Source organism: Vibrio sp. C8 (assembly GCF_054051265.1).
In genome coordinates this window covers 46,928-67,724 of record NZ_JBPAOE010000053.1, presented here as the reverse complement: position 1 = coordinate 67,724, position 20,797 = coordinate 46,928, and the positions used below count along the sequence as shown (strand labels likewise).

Here is a 20,797-nt window from a genome sequence, read left to right as displayed (position 1 = left end):
TCTTTGAATATAAAACAACCAGACATTTACTGTGGGTTAGAACTTACGCACAAAAAAAAGGCCGACCATAGGTCGACCTTTCTAGAATTCAAAAGTTAATTAAGCTGCAACTTCTTCTAGTTCAACTTTAACTTCTTCTTTAACAAAAGCTGGTTTACCAACTGGTAGCACTTCACGACCGTATTCTGCGTTAAGAACTTGAGCCATTGCGAAGTAGATTGCGCTTGCGCCGCAGAAGATACCTTCAAAGCCAGCAATAGTACCGATTAGTGCGCTACCCGTGAAATCACGTAGAGCTAGTAAAGCGAATAGGATTGTAAGTGAAGCAAACACTACTTGCTTAGCCATTGGATAGCAGCGAGAACCAATGTACATGAAACCAGTGAAGATACCCCAAAGACCTAAGTACCAACCCATGAAGTGCTCTGGGCTAGCAGGCAGACCCATTTTTGGCATAACGATTAAGCCAACAAGTGTTAACCAGAATAGACCGTAAGAAGTGAATGCTGTTGTACCGAAAGTATCACCACGGTTGTAGCACATAATACCTACAATAACTTGACCTAAACCGCCGTAGAAAATACCCATAGCAAGAATCATAGAATCCAGTGGAAAGAAACCTGCGTTATGGATGTTAAGCAGAATTGTAGTCATACCGAAACCCATTAGACCAAGTGGTGCTGGGTTAGCTAATTTAGTAGACATTACTCATGTACCTTAAAAAAAGTGGATAAAATTTACGCGCGGATTTTAATGGACGGCTAGATAAAATAAAGACCTCATTTACAAAAACTTATATTCCACTTTTATAGTTATTGAGTTACAGAAGACCAAAAGCTACTTGTACTGTACAAAGAAAAGATAACCTTATAAAAAACATAGATTTAAAACGCGAGCAAATTACCCACCGTAGGACGATTGCTTGATATTTAAGCATTGCAATAACTCAGACATATTTTCTAACTTAAAAAAGAAAGCCCCAGAGGTTCTCTGGGGCTTTGCTATTTTCTCTAATCGAATGTTATTCCCACTCGATTGTCGCTGGCGGCTTACCAGAAATGTCGTAAACCACGCGTGAAATACCATTCACTTCGTTGATGATGCGGTTAGACACTTTACCTAGGAAATCATAAGGTAGGTGTGCCCAATGCGCAGTCATGAAATCGATAGTTTCTACTGCACGTAGCGATACAACCCAGTCATATTTACGACCATCACCCATTACGCCTACTGAGCGTACTGGTAGGAATACCGTAAATGCTTGAGATACTTTGTTGTATAGATCCGCTGCATGTAGTTCTTCAATGAAGATAGCATCCGCACGACGAAGTAAGTCACAGTATTCTTTCTTGATTTCACCAAGAACGCGAACACCTAAACCTGGTCCAGGGAATGGGTGTCGGTAAAGCATATTGTATGGAAGACCAAGTTCTAGACCGATCTTACGTACTTCATCTTTGAACAATTCACGTAGTGGCTCAACCAAGCCCATTTCCATATCGTCTGGCAAACCGCCAACGTTATGGTGAGATTTGATTACGTGAGCTTTACCTGTCTTAGATGCTGCTGATTCAATCACATCTGGGTAGATGGTGCCTTGAGCCAACCATTTTGCATTTTTCAACTTCTTCGACTCTTCATCGAATACGTCAACAAACACGTGACCAATTGTCTTACGTTTCTCTTCTGGATCAGACTTACCTTCCAGAGCATTTAGGAAACGCTCTTCAGCATCCACTTTGATGATGTTTAGGCCGAATTTATCGCCAAACATTTCCATCACTTGCTCACCTTCATTAAGGCGAAGTAAGCCGTTGTCTACGAATACACAAGTCAGTTTGTCGCCGATTGCACGGTGAACAAGCATTGCGACCACAGAAGAATCGACACCACCAGACAAGCCAAGGATAACTTCATCGTCACCTACTTGTTCTTTGATACGTGCAATTGCGTCTTCAATGATAGATTCAGATGTCCATAAACGCTCACAGCCACATGCGCCAAGAACAAAGTTCTCTAGCATTTGTAGGCCTTGTTTCGTGTGCGTTACTTCTGGGTGGAACTGAACACCGTAGTATTTCTTCTCTTCATTAGCCATTGCCGCGTAAGGACAAGTGTCTGTTTCGCCAACTTTTACGAAGTCAGCAGGAATTTCAACAACTTTATCACCGTGGCTCATCCAAACATCTTGAATCTCAGCAAGATCTTTGAACAGCGCAGATTCACCAGATACTTTAACTTGTGCGTAGCCGAACTCACGTTCTTCTGAACTTGCTACGCGACCACCAAGCTGTTCTGCCATTGTTTGCATGCCGTAACATACACCTAGAACTGGAACGCCAGAGTCAAATACATATTGAGGTGCGCGAGGAGAGTTTTGTTCAGTTACACTTTCTGGACCACCAGAAAGGATAATGCCATCAGGATTGAATTCGCGAATATCCGCATCTTCTACGTCCCAGCTCCACAGTTCACAGTAAACACCGATTTCACGTACGCGACGAGCAACAAGTTGAGTATATTGTGAGCCGAAATCTAGGATCAGAATTCGTTGATCATGAATGTTCTTTGTCATATTGAGCAATCTTATCAGCTAAATGGAGAATCGGAGGCGAGTCTACTCGCCTCTCTATAAGTCATCAAGTAAAAAGCAAACGTTTACGTTAGATTAATATTCTTTAGCGAAATTAACCTAAACGGTAGTTTGGCGCTTCTTTTGTGATTTGAACGTCGTGTACGTGAGACTCGGCCATACCAGCACCAGAAATACGTACAAATTCTGCTTTAGTACGCATGTCTTCGATAGTAGCTGAACCAGTTAGACCCATGCTTGAACGTAAACCACCCATCTGTTGATGAACGATCTCTTTCAGACGACCTTTGTATGCGATACGACCTTCAATACCTTCTGGAACGAGCTTGTCAGCTGCGTTATCAGTTTGGAAGTAACGATCTGAAGAACCTTGAGACATAGCACCCAAAGAACCCATACCGCGGTATGACTTATAAGAACGACCGTTGTATAGAATGATTTCACCCGGTGCTTCTTCAGTACCTGCGAACATTGAACCAACCATGACGCAAGATGCGCCAGCTGCGATTGCTTTACAGATGTCGCCAGAGAAACGGATACCGCCATCAGCAATGACTGGAATGCCATATTCATTTGCCACTTCAGCGGCATCAGAAATTGCTGTGATTTGAGGAACACCTACACCCGTTACAATACGAGTTGTACAGATAGAACCAGGGCCGATACCTACTTTTACAGCACTAACACCAGCATCAATAAGAGCTTTAGCGCCAGCACCAGTCGCTACGTTACCACCAATGATATCTAGGTCTGGGTAAGCTGCACGAGTTTCACGGATGCGGTTTAGAACACCTTCTGAGTGACCGTGTGAAGAGTCGATAAGGAGAACGTCAACACCTGCTTCAACAAGAGCGGCTACGCGCTCTTCGTTACCAGCGCCGGCACCTACTGCAGCACCTACACGTAGGCGACCACGAGCATCTTTACATGCGTTTGGTTTACGTTCTGCTTTGTGGAAATCTTTTGCTGTGATCATACCGGTTAGTTGGAACTCATCGTTCACAACCAGTACTTTCTCAACACGAGCTTCGTGCATTTTTTCTTGAACTTCAGCGCGGGTTGCGCCTTCTTTCACAGCTGCAAGACGCTCTTTAGGCGTCATCACTGAGCCAACTTCTTTTGTTAAATCAGTAACAAAACGAACATCACGACCAGTAATGATACCAACAAGTTCGTTGTTATCCGTTACCACTGGGAAACCAGCAAAACCGTGCTTTTCTGTCAGTTCAATAACATCTGCAATCGTCGCTTCTGGGTTTACTGTGACAGGGTCAACAACAACACCAGCTTCGAATTTCTTAACTTTACGAACTTCAGCTGCTTGCTGCTCGATTGACATATTCTTGTGAATAAAGCCAATACCGCCTTCTTGTGCAAGAGCGATAGCTAAACGAGCCTCTGTCACTGTGTCCATAGACGCAGAAATCATTGGAATATTTAGTGTAATATTTTTGGTTAGCTGCGTATGTAGATCGGCAGTGTTTGGGAGAACGGTGGAGTGTGCTGGTACGAGTAGAACATCGTCGAATGTCAGCGCTTCTTTGGCAATTCTAAGCATTTGCAATATCTCACAATTTAGAGGGTAAATATAAAAACAATCCAAATGTCCTTTTCGAATAGAATGTTTAACCATCCCGAAAATTTACATTTGGATTAGATATTGCGGACGGATTATACGCCCGACGCAATCGCTTGGCTACACATTTTTTTCATTTTAATTTGCATTCCGCCCCTTGCTATGTATTATATTGCCGCTAATTTCCATACTCACGTCTGGTTGAAAAATTAGTGCCTTCCAATACCAATCCAAACATCTACACCGTTTCTCGTCTTAATGCTGAAGTCCGATTATTACTAGAAAATGAAATGGGCATCGTTTGGTTAATTGGTGAAATTTCCAATTTCTCTGCTCCTGTTTCTGGTCACTGGTATCTAACGCTTAAAGACTCTCGCGCCCAAGTAAAATGCGCCATGTTCAAAGGCAATAATCGCTTTGTGAACTTTAAGCCGAAGAATGGCCAGCAAGTATTGGTGAAAGCACGATTATCCCTGTATGAACCGCGTGGTGATTATCAAATCATCATTGAAAGTATGCAGCCTGAAGGTGATGGTCGCTTACAACAGGAATTCGACCAACTAAAAATGAAGTTGGCTTCTGAAGGCTTGTTCGCTCATACCTTAAAGCAAAGCCTTCCTGAACATCCAAGATGCGTGGGTGTAATCACATCAAAAACCGGTGCAGCTCTGCACGATATTCTTCAAGTACTTAAACGCCGAGATCCAAGCTTGCCTGTGATCATCTACCCTACTCTTGTTCAGGGAGAAGAGGCTGCTATTCAAATTGCTCAAGCGATTGGGTGTGCGAATTCCCGTGCGGAATGTGATGTGTTGATCGTAGGTCGTGGCGGTGGTTCATTAGAAGATTTATGGTGCTTTAACAACGAAATTGTTGCTCGTACTATTGCTGCCAGTCAAATCCCGATTATCAGTGCGGTTGGGCACGAAATTGACGTTACCATTGCCGATTTCGTAGCCGATGTTCGAGCGCCGACTCCATCAGCTGCCGCTGAACTGGTTAGCCGAGACAACACCAATAAGAAGCAAGCGTTTCAAAACTATCGCCATAAAATTGCCAGCGCAATGCGTCACTATTTTGCTCAGCAGAAAGTGGAGTTGAAACAGTTGCAACATCGTTTAGACAGACAGCACCCCGCTAATCGTTTACAACGTCAGCAGCAACAGTTAGACGAATACAGCATGCGTTTAGAGCGTGCAATTCAAGCTCAAATCAACCAAACGCAACAACATCTCGATAAACAAAAACATCAGCTTCAATTATTGTCACCGGAAAAGATATTGCGCAATCAACAGTATCTGTTAACCAGTAAGCAAAAAGAACTGAATGATGCGATGAAGCGATACCTTGTCTCTTCTCGCCATACCTTTACACGTCTTACAGATAAAATGAATGCGGTTAGCCCGTTAGCGACTTTGTCACGCGGCTATTCGATCACTCAAAACGATCAAGGTGACGTTATTCATGATGCCAATGACGTTCGACAAGGTGATCTAATCGTCACTCGTCTCAAAGAGGGCGAGATTCGCTCAATCGTAAAATAGGCCCTTCTCTTTATCCCGTTTTATCCCGTAATAAAAATGCCACTGAGGCTATCAGTGGCAAATATCACAGTGGAATTCCAACACAACTCGGGGTTTACTCAACCTTTAAGTTATCTTTTATTTTCTTAGTCAGATTCTCTACATCTACTGGTCGAGAAAAGTAATAACCTTGTAGTAGGTGACAAGCTAGATCACCAAGAATTTGTGACTGCTCTTTGGTTTCAACTCCTTCGGCAACAATGGTTAGCTGCTTAATATTCGCAACCGCCAAGATACTTTTCACTAAGTTGTAAGCATCTTCATCGTCGACTAAATCATTGATAAAGCTTTTATCAATTTTCACTTCATCAACGGGTAACTTAGATAGATAGCTTAGAGATGAGTAACCGGTGCCAAAATCATCGATTGAGAACTTAATACCTACGGATTTGAGCTGCTCAATCACTGCAACAGTGCCTGGTATATCGTTTAAAAACGTACCTTCAGTAATTTCAAACACGATACGATTTGAATCAATACCTGTCGATTCAATGATCTCAATAGTATTTTCAACGAACCGTTTACCCATAAGCTGATTAGGAGAAATGTTGACTGAAAGAGTCAATGCACCATCACCATTCGGGCTAACTGATTGAATGTCATTACAAGCTTGAGTCAATACCAAATCACTGATCTTGCCAATGATTCCTTTCTTCTCTGCGATAGGAATAAAATCCAACGGCGCAACTCGGCCTAGCTCCACATTATCCCAGCGAACTAAAGCTTCTACGCCTATGATCTGACTGTTTAATGTACTGACTTGTGGCTGATAATGAACATAAAACTCTTTGTTTTCTATAGCTAAATCTAAAAGATTCGAAATTTTAAAATGACGCTCTGAACTCTTAGACATAAACGAAGAATAGTTTACGTGAAATAGATTATTTGCCTTCGCATACTTCATTGCCAGCTCACTGTTGCGGACAATGATCGAACCCAAAATATTTCGGTTCTTGAAGTTCACGACTGCATTACGGACACGTAGAGAGATCATTTCACCGCAGATATCAAACTTCTCAAACGTTTCTGTTTCTTTTTCTATATCAATACACAAACTGACTGACTTTTGGCAAATCACGGCAAATTGGTCTGCCCCAACATGGCCGATGAACATGGTTTCATCCTTTAACTCTTCAAGTGCACTGCTTACTTGACGAAGTATTCGGTCACCGACGGCAAAACCATACTGGTTATTTACTTTCTGAAAGTCGACAATGTCGATCAATTGTAATTGGTACTCTTCACCTTTTTCTTGCAGACATAGGTTATCAATATAATCGGAAGTAGCCTTTCGATTAGGTAAACCAGTTACATCGTTATAAAGAGAGCGGAAAGCAATTTCATTGTCTTTCTCTTCAATTTGGATAAGTTTTTCTTCAATCGCCGATTTATATTCGTACAACTTTTGGGCTGTAATATTTTTTAGGTAATAAATGATGCCAGCGAAGAGAATGAAAACCAGAATATGGAACAAATTTTGGTTGGATTTTTGCTCCAAGACTAAGTCGGTTACCATTTTCGCTTCAGACTCAGAATAGTTTTTAATATCGTGTAAAAGCTCACCACTACCTAAAACAACGTCCCAATCATCAACATAACGAATGTGTGTGATCTTTTGTGCTTCTGCATCACTTTTACGGTTATTAAAAGCTTTATCGCTGTATTCAACCCAAGAGAGACCATTTATAGCGCTTTGATAAATATAGTGAACGACTTTATCGTCGATATCATCGCGAAACAAATTGTCTGAATTTCGGTGTACTACGAACTTTTTGTTCTTGTCGATGACAAAAATATAGCCGTCATTATTTTCGTTTAACAACTGAAAAGAATTCATTGTCTTATTGAAAAGTTCAGTCGGAATAATATCACCTTCCGCGAAACCGTTACTTTGGCGAATGACATCCAACATTTTGATTGTTGTATCAACTCGTTCGACAACTTCAGCTTTTCGCATGGCAATGTATTGTTCTTCGACACTAGTAATGACCGAAGCGATTAAGTTATTTGAAAATAGCTGCTGATTGATAAAAGACGTACCAATGGCACACGTCATCAGAATGCTTGGTAGCCAAAGTAAATATCGTTGCAACACTTTGTCGGTCATGTTCGCGAGTTCTTTCTGTTTCATTTCAGTGTTTATCCAACTCTATGTATGGATCCCCAGCCGACCAATGATACAGATGAAAAGCGAATAGAATAGATATCAAGTACTGATATGGATGTAGGGTAAATCTCACTCGATATATAAGTGAGATTTATTATTAAGAAGAACTTAAAAGAAACCGATTAGTCAACTTTTTGAAACTCAAAACGAATATGTGATTTTGACTTCAGCTCATTACAGGTATTGCAAAAATAGTTGGCGGCTCCACATGCTTGCAATTTCTCGAGTTCAGCTTCGCAGTCGGGACAAAATCCAACCTTTTTAAAATGACTCTCACATGATGAGCAGTGGTACTGCCCATCCCACACAAGCTCTTTGTCACATTGAGGACACAAGTTTTCCATTACACTACTCCAACTTCTAATTCTAAATCTTTGGTTTAAACGCCTGCTTACATATTAAAGATCGTTAAAGAGATCTCAATCCGATCTTCCGCTTTATCTGCTTTGTTCAGCGATCTACCCTTAAAAGAACATTTATATAACCACACACCGAAAGCATAAGTTACATATTCTGCATTTGGATTTTAAACAGACTAATAATCTACAAGTAACTTTAAAACCTCAACAAATCAGAACTTAACAAAAGGATCATTTTCCAATTAATGAGTTACATGCGTGTGCATTTCGATATGTTCACTGTCACGTTGTACTAGCTTCACTTTTATCTCTTTGAAGCTATCCAATGAATCACAATGCGTTCCACCGCAAGGGATTATCGCTATTTCACCTTCCTGCAAATCACACTGCCAGTATCGTGAATCCGTCAGGTTTTCGCCTTGTCTGGTGATCTCGATTTTTGATCCCAGTGTTAGCCAAGACGCAAGCTGAGCATTTACCTGCTCTTCAATCTTAGCTAAGTTTTCTAGCATATCTGCGCTATTCAAACCACGCTTACGCAATGTTTTCCCTAGACGATACGTGTCTACACAACGATCTTCTGTGACAAAGCTCGTCACTTGCGCATAACTATTGAAATCATTGTGGCCGTGAGGGTCTTTCCTGTCTGCATCTTTACGCCAATATCCATCCGCTAACACTTTATTTAACGCTAAGTAAGCTAAGTGACCTGCGCTATGACCACGGCTAAGCTGGTTCTGATAAATATCGTCAACAGTTAAACTCACTACATCATGAACTTTGACAGCATTTTCTTCTGCCTTGAGTTGATGCACCACAACGAACACCCAACCGGGTTCATCTCGTTTTACGGGAATCTCTTTACCGACCAGCAACTGATGCTCGGCCTGATTAATAGCCCCTACAAGGCAGTGCTCAACTGTGTAGACATGCTCTCCGATAGCGAGTGTTCCTCGATCAGCTGGATGGTCAGGCCAAATATGGCTCACAGGATGAAAAGGAGTCTGGGAGGTCACAATATAAAGTGCTTCTTCGCTAACTCTAACAAATTGTACCTCGCTTGAGAGGTGATAAATGGATTGTGTAAAAGTGACTTGAGTAGGTGAATATGGCATATCAAATTATCGGACGGTTATGATTAGCAATCACCTCCGCATAAAGCAGAGGTTTACAGATAACAGAAAAAAGCCCAAGCAATGCTTGGGCTCTTAAAAAGCGTTATTTTCTGCGACCTTTCATCATGGTCATTAGGCGCTTACGTTTGCGCTCTTGCGATAACGTCATTTTGTTGGTTTTACCTTCAAATGGGTTTTCGCTGTTCTGGAACTGAATACGAATCGGTGTACCCATGATATCCAGTGACTTACGGAAGTAGTTCATCAGATAACGCTTGTAAGAGTCTGGTAGTTCTTTAACAAGGTTACCGTGTACAACCACGATTGGTGGGTTATAACCACCAGCATGCGCGTATTTCAGTTTCACACGACGGCTACGAACCATCGGCGGCTGGTGATCTTCCGTCGCCATCTTCATGATACGAGTCAGAACCGATGTACCAACACGAGTTGTCGCAGACTTGTATGCCTCTTGAACAGATTCAAACAAGTGACCAACACCTGTGCCATGTAACGCAGAAATAAAGTGAATACGAGCGAAGTCAACGAAGCCTAAACGACGATCCAGCTCTTTCTTAACGTGCTCTTTAACGTCAGTGTCTAAGCCATCCCATTTATTAACAGCGATAACAATTGAACGACCTGCGTTCAGAGCAAAACCCAACAAGCTTAAGTCTTGATCAGAGATGTTTTCACGTGCATCGACAACTAGTAGAACCACGTTGGCATCTTCAATTGCTTTCAACGTTTTGACTACTGAGAATTTCTCAACCGTTTCGTTAACGCGTTTGCGACGACGAACACCGGCCGTATCAATCAGCACGTATTCACGCTCATCACGCTTCATCGGAATATAGATAGAATCACGCGTAGTTCCCGGCATATCGTAAACTACAACACGTTCTTCACCCAAAATACGGTTAGTTAGCGTTGACTTACCAACGTTTGGACGACCGATAATCGCCAGTTTAATTGGCTGATCTTGCAAACGTTTGTATACTTCTTCAGCTTCTTCTTCTGTGTACTCAAGTTGTTCTTCTTCTGAATCTTCAAACTCAGTGAGATCTTCTAGAAGTCCATCTTCAGCTTGCATCTCTTCAGCAATCGGACTTAACGCACGATCAATCAGAGCGCCAACACCACGACCGTGTGCTGCCGCGATTTGATACATGCTTTCCATACCAAGTTGCCAGAACTCAGCACTTGCTGCGTCTGGATCAATACCATCCACTTTGTTTACAACTAAAATACTGTTCTTTTCAATGCGGCGGAGATGTTGTGCAATCGCTTCATCTGCTACAGTTAGCCCTGCACGGCCGTCCACCATAAACAGTACAACATCAGCCTCTTCAATCGCAGCGAGCGATTGTGCAGCCATTTTTGTTTCGACACCTTCTTCACTGCCATCAATACCACCAGTATCAATCACAATAAAATCGTGCTCACCTAGCTTTGCTTGACCGTATTTACGGTCACGAGTTAAACCAGGAAAATCTGCAACCAAAGCATCGCGCGTGCGAGTTAAACGGTTAAACAGTGTCGATTTACCTACGTTAGGACGCCCTACAAGAGCAACAACAGGTATCATAACAACCTCTACAATTATTAATCATATGTAGTTATAGGTAATGACTGAGAAAACAACCAATCAGCTTTATACCAATATATCCGCCTACGCGAATTACACCCAAACTACTTGGAGTTGCAGGTAGGCGGCAAATGACCGCAAATTACCATGCGTGATTGATGTGAACGAACTTAGTCAACACCGCTGCAGCTTCAAGTAGGAAGGTTATATATAAGTATTACCTATAACCACATTGTTTATTTCAATAAAACGGCTCCTAACTGTTTCCAGCTAGGAGCCGTGTGTGAATGATATCACAATTTACTTTTTGATCGTCAGTTTCTTTACATCGCCATCGCGAGTAACTAGAACGTAACCGCCATCAATCGCCATTGGACCAACAGCAAAACCGCTATCGTCAATCAACTGCTGAGCAACAAACTCACCTGAGCTACGATCAATCCAGTGTAGATAACCTTCACTGTCACCCACGACCACGTAACCTTCGATAACTTTTGGCGCTGTTAGCAAACGGTTCTCTAATTGGTCATTCTTCCATAGCTCAGTACCACTGCGAGAATCCACCGCAACTAAGTGATCTTTATCAGTCACTAGGAATAGACGACCGCCATCAGTAGCCATATCAGTTGCAGAAGAGTAATTACGTTTCCAGATAGGATTACCAGAACGCAGATCAACTGCAATTAACTGACCATTGAAACCAATCGTGTAAAGCGTTCCGCCGATGATCACAGGAGACGCATCGACATCCACTAAACGGTCAATTTCAGTCGCACCTTTAGGTTGGCCTACTGGCTGTTGCCAAATAAGCTGACCACGAGCAGAAATTGCCGCAGCTAGTCGACCACTTGGAGTCCCCCAGAACACGCCACCAGAAACAGCGGCAGGTTGGCTGTCACCACGTAGCGTTAAATTCGGCACTTCCGTACTGATTGTCCATTTCTGGCTACCTGTCGCCTGATCCAGTGCAACTAACGCACCACGACTGGTATTGACAATAACAAGGTTGTTGTCCGCCACAGGTGAAGCTAATACTTCACCTTCAACTTTCACTTTCCAAGACTCTTCACCAGTCTCAGCATCTAAAGCAATAACAACGCCATTTTCACTGCCAATGTAAATTTGACCATACGCAGCAACAATGCCGCCGGAAAGACGGGCAGAAACATCTTCTTCCAGATCGACTTTCCAGATCTCTTTGCCATTTTCAGGATCAAGCGCTTTTACAATACCGTCACGGCTTGCAACGAAAATTTTGCCGTAAGCAAAATCGGGTGACAGCTTAGAAAAGTAATGACCAACGCCATCACCGATAGAAGTACTCCACAGTGACTGAGGCGTAAATTCACTTTTCACCACTGGCACAGGTGCCATCACAACGTTTTCTTCTTCGCTGGCACAGCCGGCTAGCAGTGCTAACACAGCTGAGGACAGAAGCACTTTGTTGAACATCTTTTTCATCAACTTGTGCCCTTACTTGGCTAGGTCGTCCAGTTTAATTTGCAACGTTTGGCTTGCATCTGTAGCTTGTTGCGCTTCAGTGTAAGCGGCATAAGCAGCAGCAGTGTCGCCCTTACGCAGAGAAATATCACCGCGCAATTCAGCCACTCGGCCAGCCCAACCTTCTTCTGTAATATTGTTCAGCTCAGTTAATGCAACGTCAAAGTCACCTTGCTCAGCCTGAACTCGAGCAACGCGTAAAGTAATCACTGGTTTTAACGCTGCATCTTTAGTGGTGCCTTTCGCCCACTCAAGTTGTGCTAAAGCTTCGTCTAAGTTACCCGCTTCAATTTGAGCTTTTGCAAGTTGCATTGCTGCTAGCACTGAATACTCAGTGTCTTTATTGCCATCAATAAAGCTTTGAACATCACCGCTCGCATCAATACCTTTAGAGGATAGAGACAGGATTGCTTGAGTATAAGCTTCTGAAGCAGCCTCTTTCGCTTCGGTTACGCTATCTTGATAAAAACGCCAACCAAAAAGACCACCTAAGCCAATGACAGCACCTAACATTACGGCTTTGCCATTTTCCTTCCACCAATCTTTGATCGCTTCTACTTGTTGTTCTTCAGTATCGTAGAGTTCCACTTCCTATCCTCTTTATAAATGCCAATGACGAGCATTGGCATATGTATCTCTAAAAATGCGCTATTAGATCAGATGAGCCAGCTTGCTCGCGATCTCTGCTTGAGAAATTGTTTCTTGCTCGCCGCCTGCTAGGTCTTTTACAACCACGGTGTTAGCTGCAACTTCGTCCTCACCCAAAACTAATGCTATCGCAGCACCAACTTTGTCTGCACGCTTAAACTGTTTCTTAAAGTTTCCGCCGCCGAAGTGTGTCATTACGCGAAGACCTGGAACTTGTTCACGGATTTGCTCGGCAAGCTTCATGCCCGCAGAGAGAGTACCTTCGCCAGCCGTCACCACATAAACATCAACGCTGCGACGAACATCTGTGTTGCCTAATGTTTCCATCATCAACACTAAACGTTCTAGACCCATAGCAAAGCCTACAGCTGGTGTTGGTTTTCCACCTAGCTGCTCAACAAGACCGTCGTAGCGACCACCGCCACATACAGTACCTTGTGAACCAAGACTTTCAGTGATCCACTCAAATACAGTGCGGTTGTAGTAATCCAGACCACGAACCAAACGCTCGTTAACCGTATATTCGATACCTGCAACATCAAGAAGTTCACATAAACCTACAAAATGTTGTTTTGACTCTTCATCTAGGTAATCAGACAGCTTAGGTGCATCACCTAATACGGCTTGAACGTCTGGATTTTTAGTATCCAGTACACGCAGAGGGTTGGTGTATAAACGACGCTTACAGTCGTCATCCAGTACATCCATATACTGCTCTAAATACTCAATTAAAGCTGTACGGTAGTTCGCACGAGCGTCAAGTGAACCGATTGAGTTCAGCTCAAGGCGTACATGTTGAGAAATGCCAAGTTCGCGCCACATACGTGCCGTCATCATGATCAATTCAGCATCGACATCTGGTCCATCAAGGCCAAATACTTCCACACCACATTGGTGGAACTGACGGTAGCGACCTTTCTGAGGGCGCTCATGACGGAACATTGGGCCCATGTACCACAGACGTTGTTCTTGGTTGTACAATAGACCATTTTCGATACCAGAACGTACACAACCAGCGGTACCTTCTGGGCGGAGCGTTAAGCTATCACCGTTACGATCTTCAAAGGTGTACATCTCTTTTTCAACAACATCAGTGACTTCACCAATCGCACGGCTAAATAGATGTGTCATCTCAACGATAGGCATACGAACTTCGTTATAGCCGTAAGCACTAATTACGTTTTTTACCGTGCCTTCCACTTTTTGCCAAAGTGGAGACTGAGTTGGGAGACAGTCGTTCATGCCTCGGATTGCTTGAATAGTCTTTGCCAAAATAGTTACCGTAATATCGTTTAGATTAATCTTGTTCAAGTTGCTGAATGTTGATGCGGTTCTTCTCATCTAACATTGATGCTTTGGCGCGAATTTTCGCTTCAAGCTGAGCAACTAGGTCGTCGTTGTCAAAACGTTCTTTTTGACGAACGCCGTCTTCATAAAATGCGCTTTTCTTATTGCTGCCTGCCAGACCTAAATGGGAAACTTCCGCTTCGCCCGGGCCGTTTACTACGCAGCCAATAATGGAAACATCCATTGGCGTCAAAATGTCTTCCAATCGTTGTTCCAGCTCGTTCACAGTAGAAATAACATCAAACTCTTGACGAGAACAGCTCGGACAAGCGATGAAGTTAATACCGCGAGAACGGATACGCAGTGATTTCAAAATATCGAAACCGACTTTAATTTCTTCAACCGGATTGGCAGCTAAAGATATGCGTAAAGTATCGCCGATACCTTCCGCTAACAGCATGCCTAAGCCAACCGCAGACTTCACCGAACCAGCACGAGCACCGCCAGCTTCAGTAATACCTAAATGCAGTGGCTGGTCGATTTTCTTCGCCAGTAAGCGGTATGAGTCAACCGCAAGGAACACATCGGAAGCTTTCACACTGACTTTAAACTGATCAAAGTTCAGGCGATCAAGAATATCCACATGGCGCATCGCCGATTCCACCAATGCTTCTGGTGTTGGCTCGCCATATTTCATTTGCAGATCTTTTTCTAATGAGCCGCCGTTTACACCGATACGAATCGGGATATTTTTATCACGCGCACAGTCAACAACAGAACGGATGCGAGATTCATTGCCAATGTTACCCGGGTTGATACGTAAACAGTCGACACCGTACTCTGCCACTTTCAATGCGATACGATAATCGAAATGAATATCCGCAACGAGCGGCACAGAGACTTGCTGTTTGATGAGCTTGAATGCTTCGGCAGCTTCCATCGTCGGAACAGATACGCGAACGATGTCTGCGCCTACATTTTCCAAAGCTTTGATCTGAGCGACTGTCGCTTCCACGTCAGTCGTTCTTGTATTGGTCATTGATTGCACAGCAATTGGCGCACCATCGCCAATTGGCACATCCCCTACATAAATACGTGTAGAAGGACGACGTTTGATCGGAGATTCGTGTTGCATAGTATTGTCTAAGGTAAGGTGAGTCTTGCTACTTTGCCTGAAGTATACCCAGAAAGGTCTACAGGTTCACTTGCAAATGTCATTGATACGCTCTCTGGAGCGCCAAGAATCACTTGTAGAGGTTTTTGCCCGCGTAAATTCAGTGTTTGACCTGCTTGTTTAATGCCTGTCGACAAGGTTTTACCCGTAGCATCTTTAACTTGAATCCAGCAATCCGCTGAGAAAGAAAGTGTTAGCAAGTGGCCTGCTTCTGATTGTTCAACAACAGGCGCTTCAGCAACTGGCTCTTCAACAACAGCAGGTTCTTCTTCCACTGCAACTGACGCTTGTTCGCTAATCGCAGGTTCAACTTCTTCAACTGCCGTTTCTTCAGTTTGTTCTGCCGCTTGAACTTCATCAGCAGGAGAGAATGATTCAACAGGCTCTTCGCCTGATTCTTCAGTTAATTCGCTAACCGTTGCAAACTCTTGATCGTTACGAGAATCCTGCAATGAGGACTCATTACTCAAAACCGCTGAAACTTCAGCATCTTTGTCCGCTTCGAATCCACTGTCTCTGTGGTTCTGCCACCACCAAAGTGATGACATACCGATAAGAATCACCAATATGACCCAAGTAATTGTCATAATGTGGCTATCGTGTTTCGCACGCTTGGTTTTCTTAGAGAAGCTTTGCATGGTTTGCTCTTGAGGTTCTGCTGCTGTGCTTTTCTCATAGGCTTGCAAAACTTCAGATTCTTTCAATCCAACCGCTTTGGCATAAGAACGCAAATAGCCGCGAATAAAGGTAGCGACTAAATCAGATTCAAAGTTGTTAGCTTCTAAGTTTTGAACGATGGATAAACGCAATCTCAAACGATCAGCGACTTGTTGTTGTGTTAACCCTAATGCTTCGCGCTTTTCTCTTAACAGGGTTCCTGGTTCTACAAATGCTGCTTCTTGTTCTACAGTTGATGTTTCTTCGACGATTGGGTTTTCTTGTTCTTTATGTTCAGTATTCATCCGCGATGTCTGTCTCGTGTTTTTGTGCTCAAGTATCGCTTCGTCGCTTTTATTATTGATTTGTTAGTAGCAATCAATGTCGATGACTTCAACAGGTGAAAATTCATTTATGTTGGATATCGCCAGTAGTTTGCATTTACTTTTGATAATAGTGAAACATTCTAATAGATATTAGCCTGTAAACAACAAGCATTTGGAAAAGAAATTACAGACACGTCAAGGTTTTTGCTTAAACTGACATCAAAAAGGCATATTTTGTAGGATTAATTCCAAAAGTAAGTAAGCCAGAGTGAACTCTGGCTTACTTATATTTCTTTCTAAATCTGTTTTACAGGGATAGCTTGCTCATCCACCTGCTTGATTTTAGTACGTTTGGTACGGTCAATAACATCACCAACCAACTGACCACACGCCGCATCAATATCATCACCACGTGTTTTACGAATCGTTACGGTATGTTCGTACTGCATCAGAGTTTTCTGGAAACGATCAATTCGTGAGTTACTTGGTTTCTTGTACGGTGAACCCGGATAGGGGTTAAACGGAATCAAGTTGATCTTACAAGGTGTGTCTTTCATTAATTGAGCTAACTCGTGGGCATGCTCTGTACCATCGTTCACATGATCGAGAAGTACATACTCAACCGTCACTTTGCCACGGTTTGCATTTGATGAAGCAATATAGCGACGAACAGACGCTAGGAAATCTTGAATATCCCAACGGTCATTGATCGGCATAATTTGACTGCGCAGCTTATCGTTTGGCGCATGAAGTGAAATCGCTAAAGCAACATCGATTTGACCAGTCATTTGGTCTAAACCTGAAACCACACCAGAAGTCGAAACCGTTACACGGCGCTTAGAAAGACCAAAACCTAGGTCATCCAACATGATTTCTAACGCTGGAATCAAGTTCTTCATATTCAGAAGTGGCTCGCCCATGCCCATCATCACTACGTTAGTAATAGGACGACGGCCTGTTTCTTTTTCTAAACCAATTTCACGCGCTGCACGCCATACCTGACCGATGATTTCAGATACACGTAAGTTACGGTTAAAGCCTTGCTGAGCAGTTGAACAGAATTTACATTCAAGCGCACAGCCTACCTGAGAAGAGACACAAAGTGTTGCACGATCCTCGTCTGGGATATAAACCGTTTCTACGTCCTGATCACCCACTTTCATCGCCCATTTGATGGTGCCATCACTAGAGTGTTGAGCTTCAGAAACGTACGGTGCACGAATTTCACACTTTTGAATCAGCTTTTCGCGCAGCTGCTTATTAATATTGGTCATCTTGTCGAAGTCATCACAACCAAAATGGTAAATCCACTTCATCACCTGGTCTGCGCGGAATGCTTTTTCACCCAGTTCATCAGCGAAAAATGAACGCATAGCCTTGCGATCAAAATCAAGTAAATTGACTTTTTGTGTGGTCATGTAGCCTCTCAAAGATGGAACTATAATTAAGGGCGCGAATTGTACAGCCTTTAGTCAATAACGACAAGGGCTGCAATACCATGAGTTTACTGGGGTATTTACAAGCCATTGAATAAAAAATAAACAGAAAAATAAAAAAATAGCAAACAAGAGATGAATACTAAGTGAAGTGGCTAAAAAACAGAGATTTCAGTGTCGCAAGAAGTATCTGGCGGGCAGAAAAAAGCTCCCTTTCAGGAGCTTTTTAAAATTAAACTACAGCTTCTGAGCGAGGACAGATTTCTGATTCAGGGAAAAAGAATTCAATTTCGCGTGCAGCAGACTCAGGGCTATCACTGCCGTGTACTGAGTTATGACGCATGCTGAGTGCGTAATCAGCACGGATAGTGCCACATGCTGCTTCTTCAGGATTGGTCTTACCCATCAGCTCACGATAACGGGTAATTGCATCTTCACCTTCAAGAACTTGAACCATTATTGGGCCAGAAGTCATAAACTCTTTTAGCGGTTCAAAGAATGGTTTTCCTTCGTGTTCTGCGTAAAAACCGCTTGCTTGTTCATCAGTCAGACGAAGCATTTTCGCTGCGATAATACGTAGTCCTGCCTTTTCAATACGATGATAAATCTCACCGATTAGATCACGTTCCACGGCGTCAGGCTTAATGATAGAAAATGTTCTTTCTAGGGCCATAAGATGTCCTTTTACTTTACTTGTCGTTTTATTTTAAAAAGGCGGCTCTTAGGCCACCTTTAATTACATCGATTACTTAGCTTGATCCATCAGTACGCGAGAGATGGTTCTTACGCCCATACCCGTTGCGCCCGCAGCCCATTTATCACTTGCTGACTTGCGGTAAGTTCCCGCACAGTCAAAGTGTAACCAGCCTTTCTTGTGGTCTTCAACGAAGTAAGACAAGAATGCAGCCGCTGTACTTGCGCCCGGTGCATAATCACCAGAACTGATGTTGGATAGATCCGCGAAAGGTGATGGCAACATTTCACGATGGAAATCCATCAGTGGAAGTGGCCACAGACCTTCATGTTCTTCTTTCGCAGCCGTCAGAGCCTGGTGTGAAAGTTCATCATCAAAACTCATTAGTGCATGAAAATCATTGCCTAACGCATTTTTCGCAGCACCAGTTAGCGTTGCGCAGTCAATGATAAGCTCAGGTTTCTGTTCACTTGCATACATCAAACCGTCAGCCAAGACTAGGCGACCTTCAGCGTCAGTATTCATGATTTCGACTGTTTTGCCGTTCTTGTAAGTGATGATATCACCCAGCTTAAGAGCACGGCCTGAAACCATATTTTCTGCACAACAAAGAATCAATTTCACGCGCTTGTTTAAGCCGCGAAGGATGGATAACGCCAGCGCGCCAGTAATCATGCCTGCGCCACCCATGTCTGCTTTCATCGCAGACATCATGCCAGACGGTTTCATGCTGTAACCACCTGAATCGAAAGTAATACCTTTACCGACCAAACATGCGAACACTGGTGCGTCTTCTTTTCCTGTTGGGTTGAAGTCCAGTTGTAGCATTGCTGAAGTGCGGTCTGAACCCCGACCTACAGCGAAAATACCTTCCCAACCTTCAGCTAAAAGATCTTTGTCTTTAACGATGCGGTAAGAAATTTGTTCAGGAGCCAAAGATTTCACGAACTCAGCCGCCATAGTCGCAAGCTGACGAGGAGCGACTTCTTCGGCACTCTTGTTAATAATGTCGCGAACCCAATCGGTGGTTTTAATGCGAGCTTCTAGTTCTGCTTGTGCTTCTTGCTCTAGTGATTTCCATTCAACCGTGTTTCTCTTCTTCGCTTCACGATAGCCTTGGTAGAAAGCCCAAATAGATTCGAGATCCCAGCCTTCACCTACTAGAGATACAGAACGCAGACCTTGGTTATCCAGCTTACGAGCAGCGCGTTGAATCGCACCCATATCGTGAGATTGAGTAAGGTGAATCGTCACACCTTGCTCAGAAAATGATAATAACGCCTTTTCTCCCCACTGAGGCTGGGCAGCTTCCAGGCTAATAAATACAGACATTTGTGTAGACATGGTTTCTCCTTGTCTTAGTAATGGCGTCTCTTCGCCACATCTTTTCAATAACTCGGGGATGTTAGCATTTTGCCAGTTAAAAATATCAACTTGATAAAAAAACGGGCTACTAGGCCCGCTTTTTTATTAAAACTGTTAACTTAGCAAGGCTAGGTTGGCGAAATTAATCCCGCTCATCCATCCAGCACATAATGATCGCTTCAAGAATTTTTTCGTTTGAGTGATTAGGCTCATCGTCAAAATCTTCAAGGTCCAATATCCACTGATGTAAATCAGTAAAACGTACATTTTGCGGTTCAATATCAGGATACTTTTCGCAAAGTTCAATTGCGATATCGCGTGAATCTGTCCATTTCATAATGTTATTCCAGTGTCATATTCTCGGGCTTGAATCAAGCCCGAACGATAATTAATGATCTTCAGAAGCGTGGTTCAAAGTGTATTTGGGAATTTCAACAACCAAATCTTCATCCGCGACTCTCGCCTGACAGCTCAAACGAGATTCAGGCTCTAAACCCCATGCCTTATCCAGCATGTCATCTTCGAGTTCATCACTCTCTTCTAACGAGTCAAAACCTTCACGGACAATGCAGTGACAAGTGGTACATGCACAGGATTTCTCACACGCATGCTCAATTCCGATACCGTTTTTCAACGCCACATCAAGAATCGTTTCGCCAGATTGCGCTTCTAATACCGCACCTTCTGGGCAAAGTGTTTCATGGGGTAAAACAATAATCTTAGGCATTT

Annotated in this window: 18 protein-coding genes; 1 reads left to right on the top strand and 17 read right to left on the bottom strand. The window is 43.1% G+C overall.

Annotated features, from left to right (window positions below; genetic code table 11):
* Positions 1-99: 99 nt before the first annotated feature.
* From ACRQQK_RS20605 to guaB, 3 genes are all read right to left on the bottom strand, one after another.
* A complete protein-coding gene (locus tag ACRQQK_RS20605; RefSeq protein WP_457514530.1) occupies positions 100-705 on the bottom strand; it encodes an acetate uptake transporter in 606 nt (201 codons plus the stop codon).
* 316 nt (positions 706-1,021) lie between these two features.
* Positions 1,022-2,575, bottom strand: a complete 1,554-nt coding sequence (gene guaA, locus ACRQQK_RS20600) for a glutamine-hydrolyzing GMP synthase (protein ID WP_457514528.1) — start codon at positions 2,573-2,575, stop codon at positions 1,022-1,024.
* A gap of 112 nt (positions 2,576-2,687) precedes the next feature.
* Positions 2,688-4,151, bottom strand: coding sequence for an IMP dehydrogenase (guaB, locus tag ACRQQK_RS20595; protein WP_457514526.1), 1,464 nt, complete (start codon positions 4,149-4,151; stop codon positions 2,688-2,690).
* 230 nt (positions 4,152-4,381) lie between these two features.
* On the opposite strand from guaB, the gene xseA reads away from it, so the two are divergent.
* Entirely contained in the window at positions 4,382-5,713 is a 1,332-nt protein-coding gene (gene xseA / locus ACRQQK_RS20590; protein ID WP_457514524.1) for an exodeoxyribonuclease VII large subunit, read from the top strand.
* A gap of 94 nt (positions 5,714-5,807) precedes the next feature.
* Here the strand turns inward: xseA and ACRQQK_RS20585 are convergent, their stop codons facing one another.
* From ACRQQK_RS20585 to fdx, 14 genes are all read right to left on the bottom strand, one after another.
* Positions 5,808-7,883: an EAL domain-containing protein gene (locus ACRQQK_RS20585; RefSeq protein ID WP_457514522.1), complete on the bottom strand. Its 2,076-nt coding sequence runs from the start codon at positions 7,881-7,883 to the stop codon at positions 5,808-5,810.
* Positions 7,884-8,041: 158 nt separating this feature from the next.
* The gene (locus ACRQQK_RS20580) at positions 8,042-8,263 is read right to left on the bottom strand and encodes a zinc ribbon domain-containing protein (RefSeq protein WP_042489686.1); all 222 of its coding nucleotides are present in this window, start codon (positions 8,261-8,263) and stop codon (positions 8,042-8,044) included.
* Between the two features lie 257 nt (positions 8,264-8,520).
* Positions 8,521-9,393 (bottom strand): alanyl-tRNA editing protein, encoded by an 873-nt coding sequence (locus ACRQQK_RS20575; protein ID WP_457514520.1) that lies wholly within the window; start codon positions 9,391-9,393, stop codon positions 8,521-8,523.
* A 103-nt stretch (positions 9,394-9,496) separates the two neighbouring features.
* The gene (der, locus tag ACRQQK_RS20570) at positions 9,497-10,981 is read right to left on the bottom strand and encodes a ribosome biogenesis GTPase Der (RefSeq protein WP_457514518.1); all 1,485 of its coding nucleotides are present in this window, start codon (positions 10,979-10,981) and stop codon (positions 9,497-9,499) included.
* Between the two features lie 300 nt (positions 10,982-11,281).
* Positions 11,282-12,442 (bottom strand): outer membrane protein assembly factor BamB, encoded by a 1,161-nt coding sequence (gene bamB / locus ACRQQK_RS20565; protein WP_457514516.1) that lies wholly within the window; start codon positions 12,440-12,442, stop codon positions 11,282-11,284.
* Between the two features lie 12 nt (positions 12,443-12,454).
* Complete coding sequence (locus tag ACRQQK_RS20560; RefSeq protein ID WP_457514515.1) at positions 12,455-13,069, bottom strand: YfgM family protein; 615 nt, start codon at positions 13,067-13,069, stop codon at positions 12,455-12,457.
* A 63-nt stretch (positions 13,070-13,132) separates the two neighbouring features.
* A complete protein-coding gene (gene hisS / locus ACRQQK_RS20555) occupies positions 13,133-14,401 on the bottom strand; it encodes a histidine--tRNA ligase (protein ID WP_457514513.1) in 1,269 nt (422 codons plus the stop codon).
* Positions 14,402-14,426: 25 nt separating this feature from the next.
* On the bottom strand, positions 14,427-15,551 hold the full coding sequence (gene ispG, locus ACRQQK_RS20550) for a flavodoxin-dependent (E)-4-hydroxy-3-methylbut-2-enyl-diphosphate synthase (protein WP_457514511.1): 1,125 nt from the start codon (positions 15,549-15,551) through the stop codon (positions 14,427-14,429).
* An 8-nt stretch (positions 15,552-15,559) separates the two neighbouring features.
* Positions 15,560-16,552, bottom strand: a complete 993-nt coding sequence (rodZ, locus tag ACRQQK_RS20545; RefSeq protein ID WP_457514510.1) for a cytoskeleton protein RodZ — start codon at positions 16,550-16,552, stop codon at positions 15,560-15,562.
* A gap of 317 nt (positions 16,553-16,869) precedes the next feature.
* Entirely contained in the window at positions 16,870-17,991 is a 1,122-nt protein-coding gene (locus tag ACRQQK_RS20540; RefSeq protein ID WP_457514508.1) for a bifunctional tRNA (adenosine(37)-C2)-methyltransferase TrmG/ribosomal RNA large subunit methyltransferase RlmN, read from the bottom strand.
* Positions 17,992-18,241: 250 nt separating this feature from the next.
* Entirely contained in the window at positions 18,242-18,682 is a 441-nt protein-coding gene (gene ndk / locus ACRQQK_RS20535; protein WP_042489669.1) for a nucleoside-diphosphate kinase, read from the bottom strand.
* 72 nt (positions 18,683-18,754) lie between these two features.
* On the bottom strand, positions 18,755-20,047 hold the full coding sequence (pepB, locus tag ACRQQK_RS20530; protein WP_457514507.1) for an aminopeptidase PepB: 1,293 nt from the start codon (positions 20,045-20,047) through the stop codon (positions 18,755-18,757).
* Positions 20,048-20,210: 163 nt separating this feature from the next.
* Positions 20,211-20,405 (bottom strand): Fe-S cluster assembly protein IscX, encoded by a 195-nt coding sequence (gene iscX / locus ACRQQK_RS20525; RefSeq protein WP_042489665.1) that lies wholly within the window; start codon positions 20,403-20,405, stop codon positions 20,211-20,213.
* Positions 20,406-20,456: 51 nt separating this feature from the next.
* Entirely contained in the window at positions 20,457-20,795 is a 339-nt protein-coding gene (fdx, locus tag ACRQQK_RS20520; RefSeq protein WP_102963912.1) for an ISC system 2Fe-2S type ferredoxin, read from the bottom strand.
* Positions 20,796-20,797 lie beyond the last annotated feature (2 nt).

Coding starts and splice junctions, on each gene's coding strand:
- ACRQQK_RS20605 (WP_457514530.1), bottom strand. CDS start 705: ATGTCTACTAAATTAGCTAACCCAGCACCACTTGGTCTAATGGGTTTC.
- guaA (WP_457514528.1), bottom strand. CDS start 2,575: ATGACAAAGAACATTCATGATCAACGAATTCTGATCCTAGATTTCGGC.
- guaB (WP_457514526.1), bottom strand. CDS start 4,151: ATGCTTAGAATTGCCAAAGAAGCGCTGACATTCGACGATGTTCTACTC.
- ACRQQK_RS20585 (WP_457514522.1), bottom strand. CDS start 7,883: ATGAAACAGAAAGAACTCGCGAACATGACCGACAAAGTGTTGCAACGA.
- ACRQQK_RS20580 (WP_042489686.1), bottom strand. CDS start 8,263: ATGGAAAACTTGTGTCCTCAATGTGACAAAGAGCTTGTGTGGGATGGG.
- ACRQQK_RS20575 (WP_457514520.1), bottom strand. CDS start 9,393: ATGCCATATTCACCTACTCAAGTCACTTTTACACAATCCATTTATCAC.
- der (WP_457514518.1), bottom strand. CDS start 10,981: ATGATACCTGTTGTTGCTCTTGTAGGGCGTCCTAACGTAGGTAAATCG.
- bamB (WP_457514516.1), bottom strand. CDS start 12,442: ATGAAAAAGATGTTCAACAAAGTGCTTCTGTCCTCAGCTGTGTTAGCA.
- ispG (WP_457514511.1), bottom strand. CDS start 15,551: ATGCAACACGAATCTCCGATCAAACGTCGTCCTTCTACACGTATTTAT.
- rodZ (WP_457514510.1), bottom strand. CDS start 16,552: ATGAATACTGAACATAAAGAACAAGAAAACCCAATCGTCGAAGAAACA.
- ACRQQK_RS20540 (WP_457514508.1), bottom strand. CDS start 17,991: ATGACCACACAAAAAGTCAATTTACTTGATTTTGATCGCAAGGCTATG.
- ndk (WP_042489669.1), bottom strand. CDS start 18,682: ATGGCCCTAGAAAGAACATTTTCTATCATTAAGCCTGACGCCGTGGAA.
- pepB (WP_457514507.1), bottom strand. CDS start 20,047: ATGTCTACACAAATGTCTGTATTTATTAGCCTGGAAGCTGCCCAGCCT.
- iscX (WP_042489665.1), bottom strand. CDS start 20,405: ATGAAATGGACAGATTCACGCGATATCGCAATTGAACTTTGCGAAAAG.
- fdx (WP_102963912.1), bottom strand. CDS start 20,795: ATGCCTAAGATTATTGTTTTACCCCATGAAACACTTTGCCCAGAAGGT.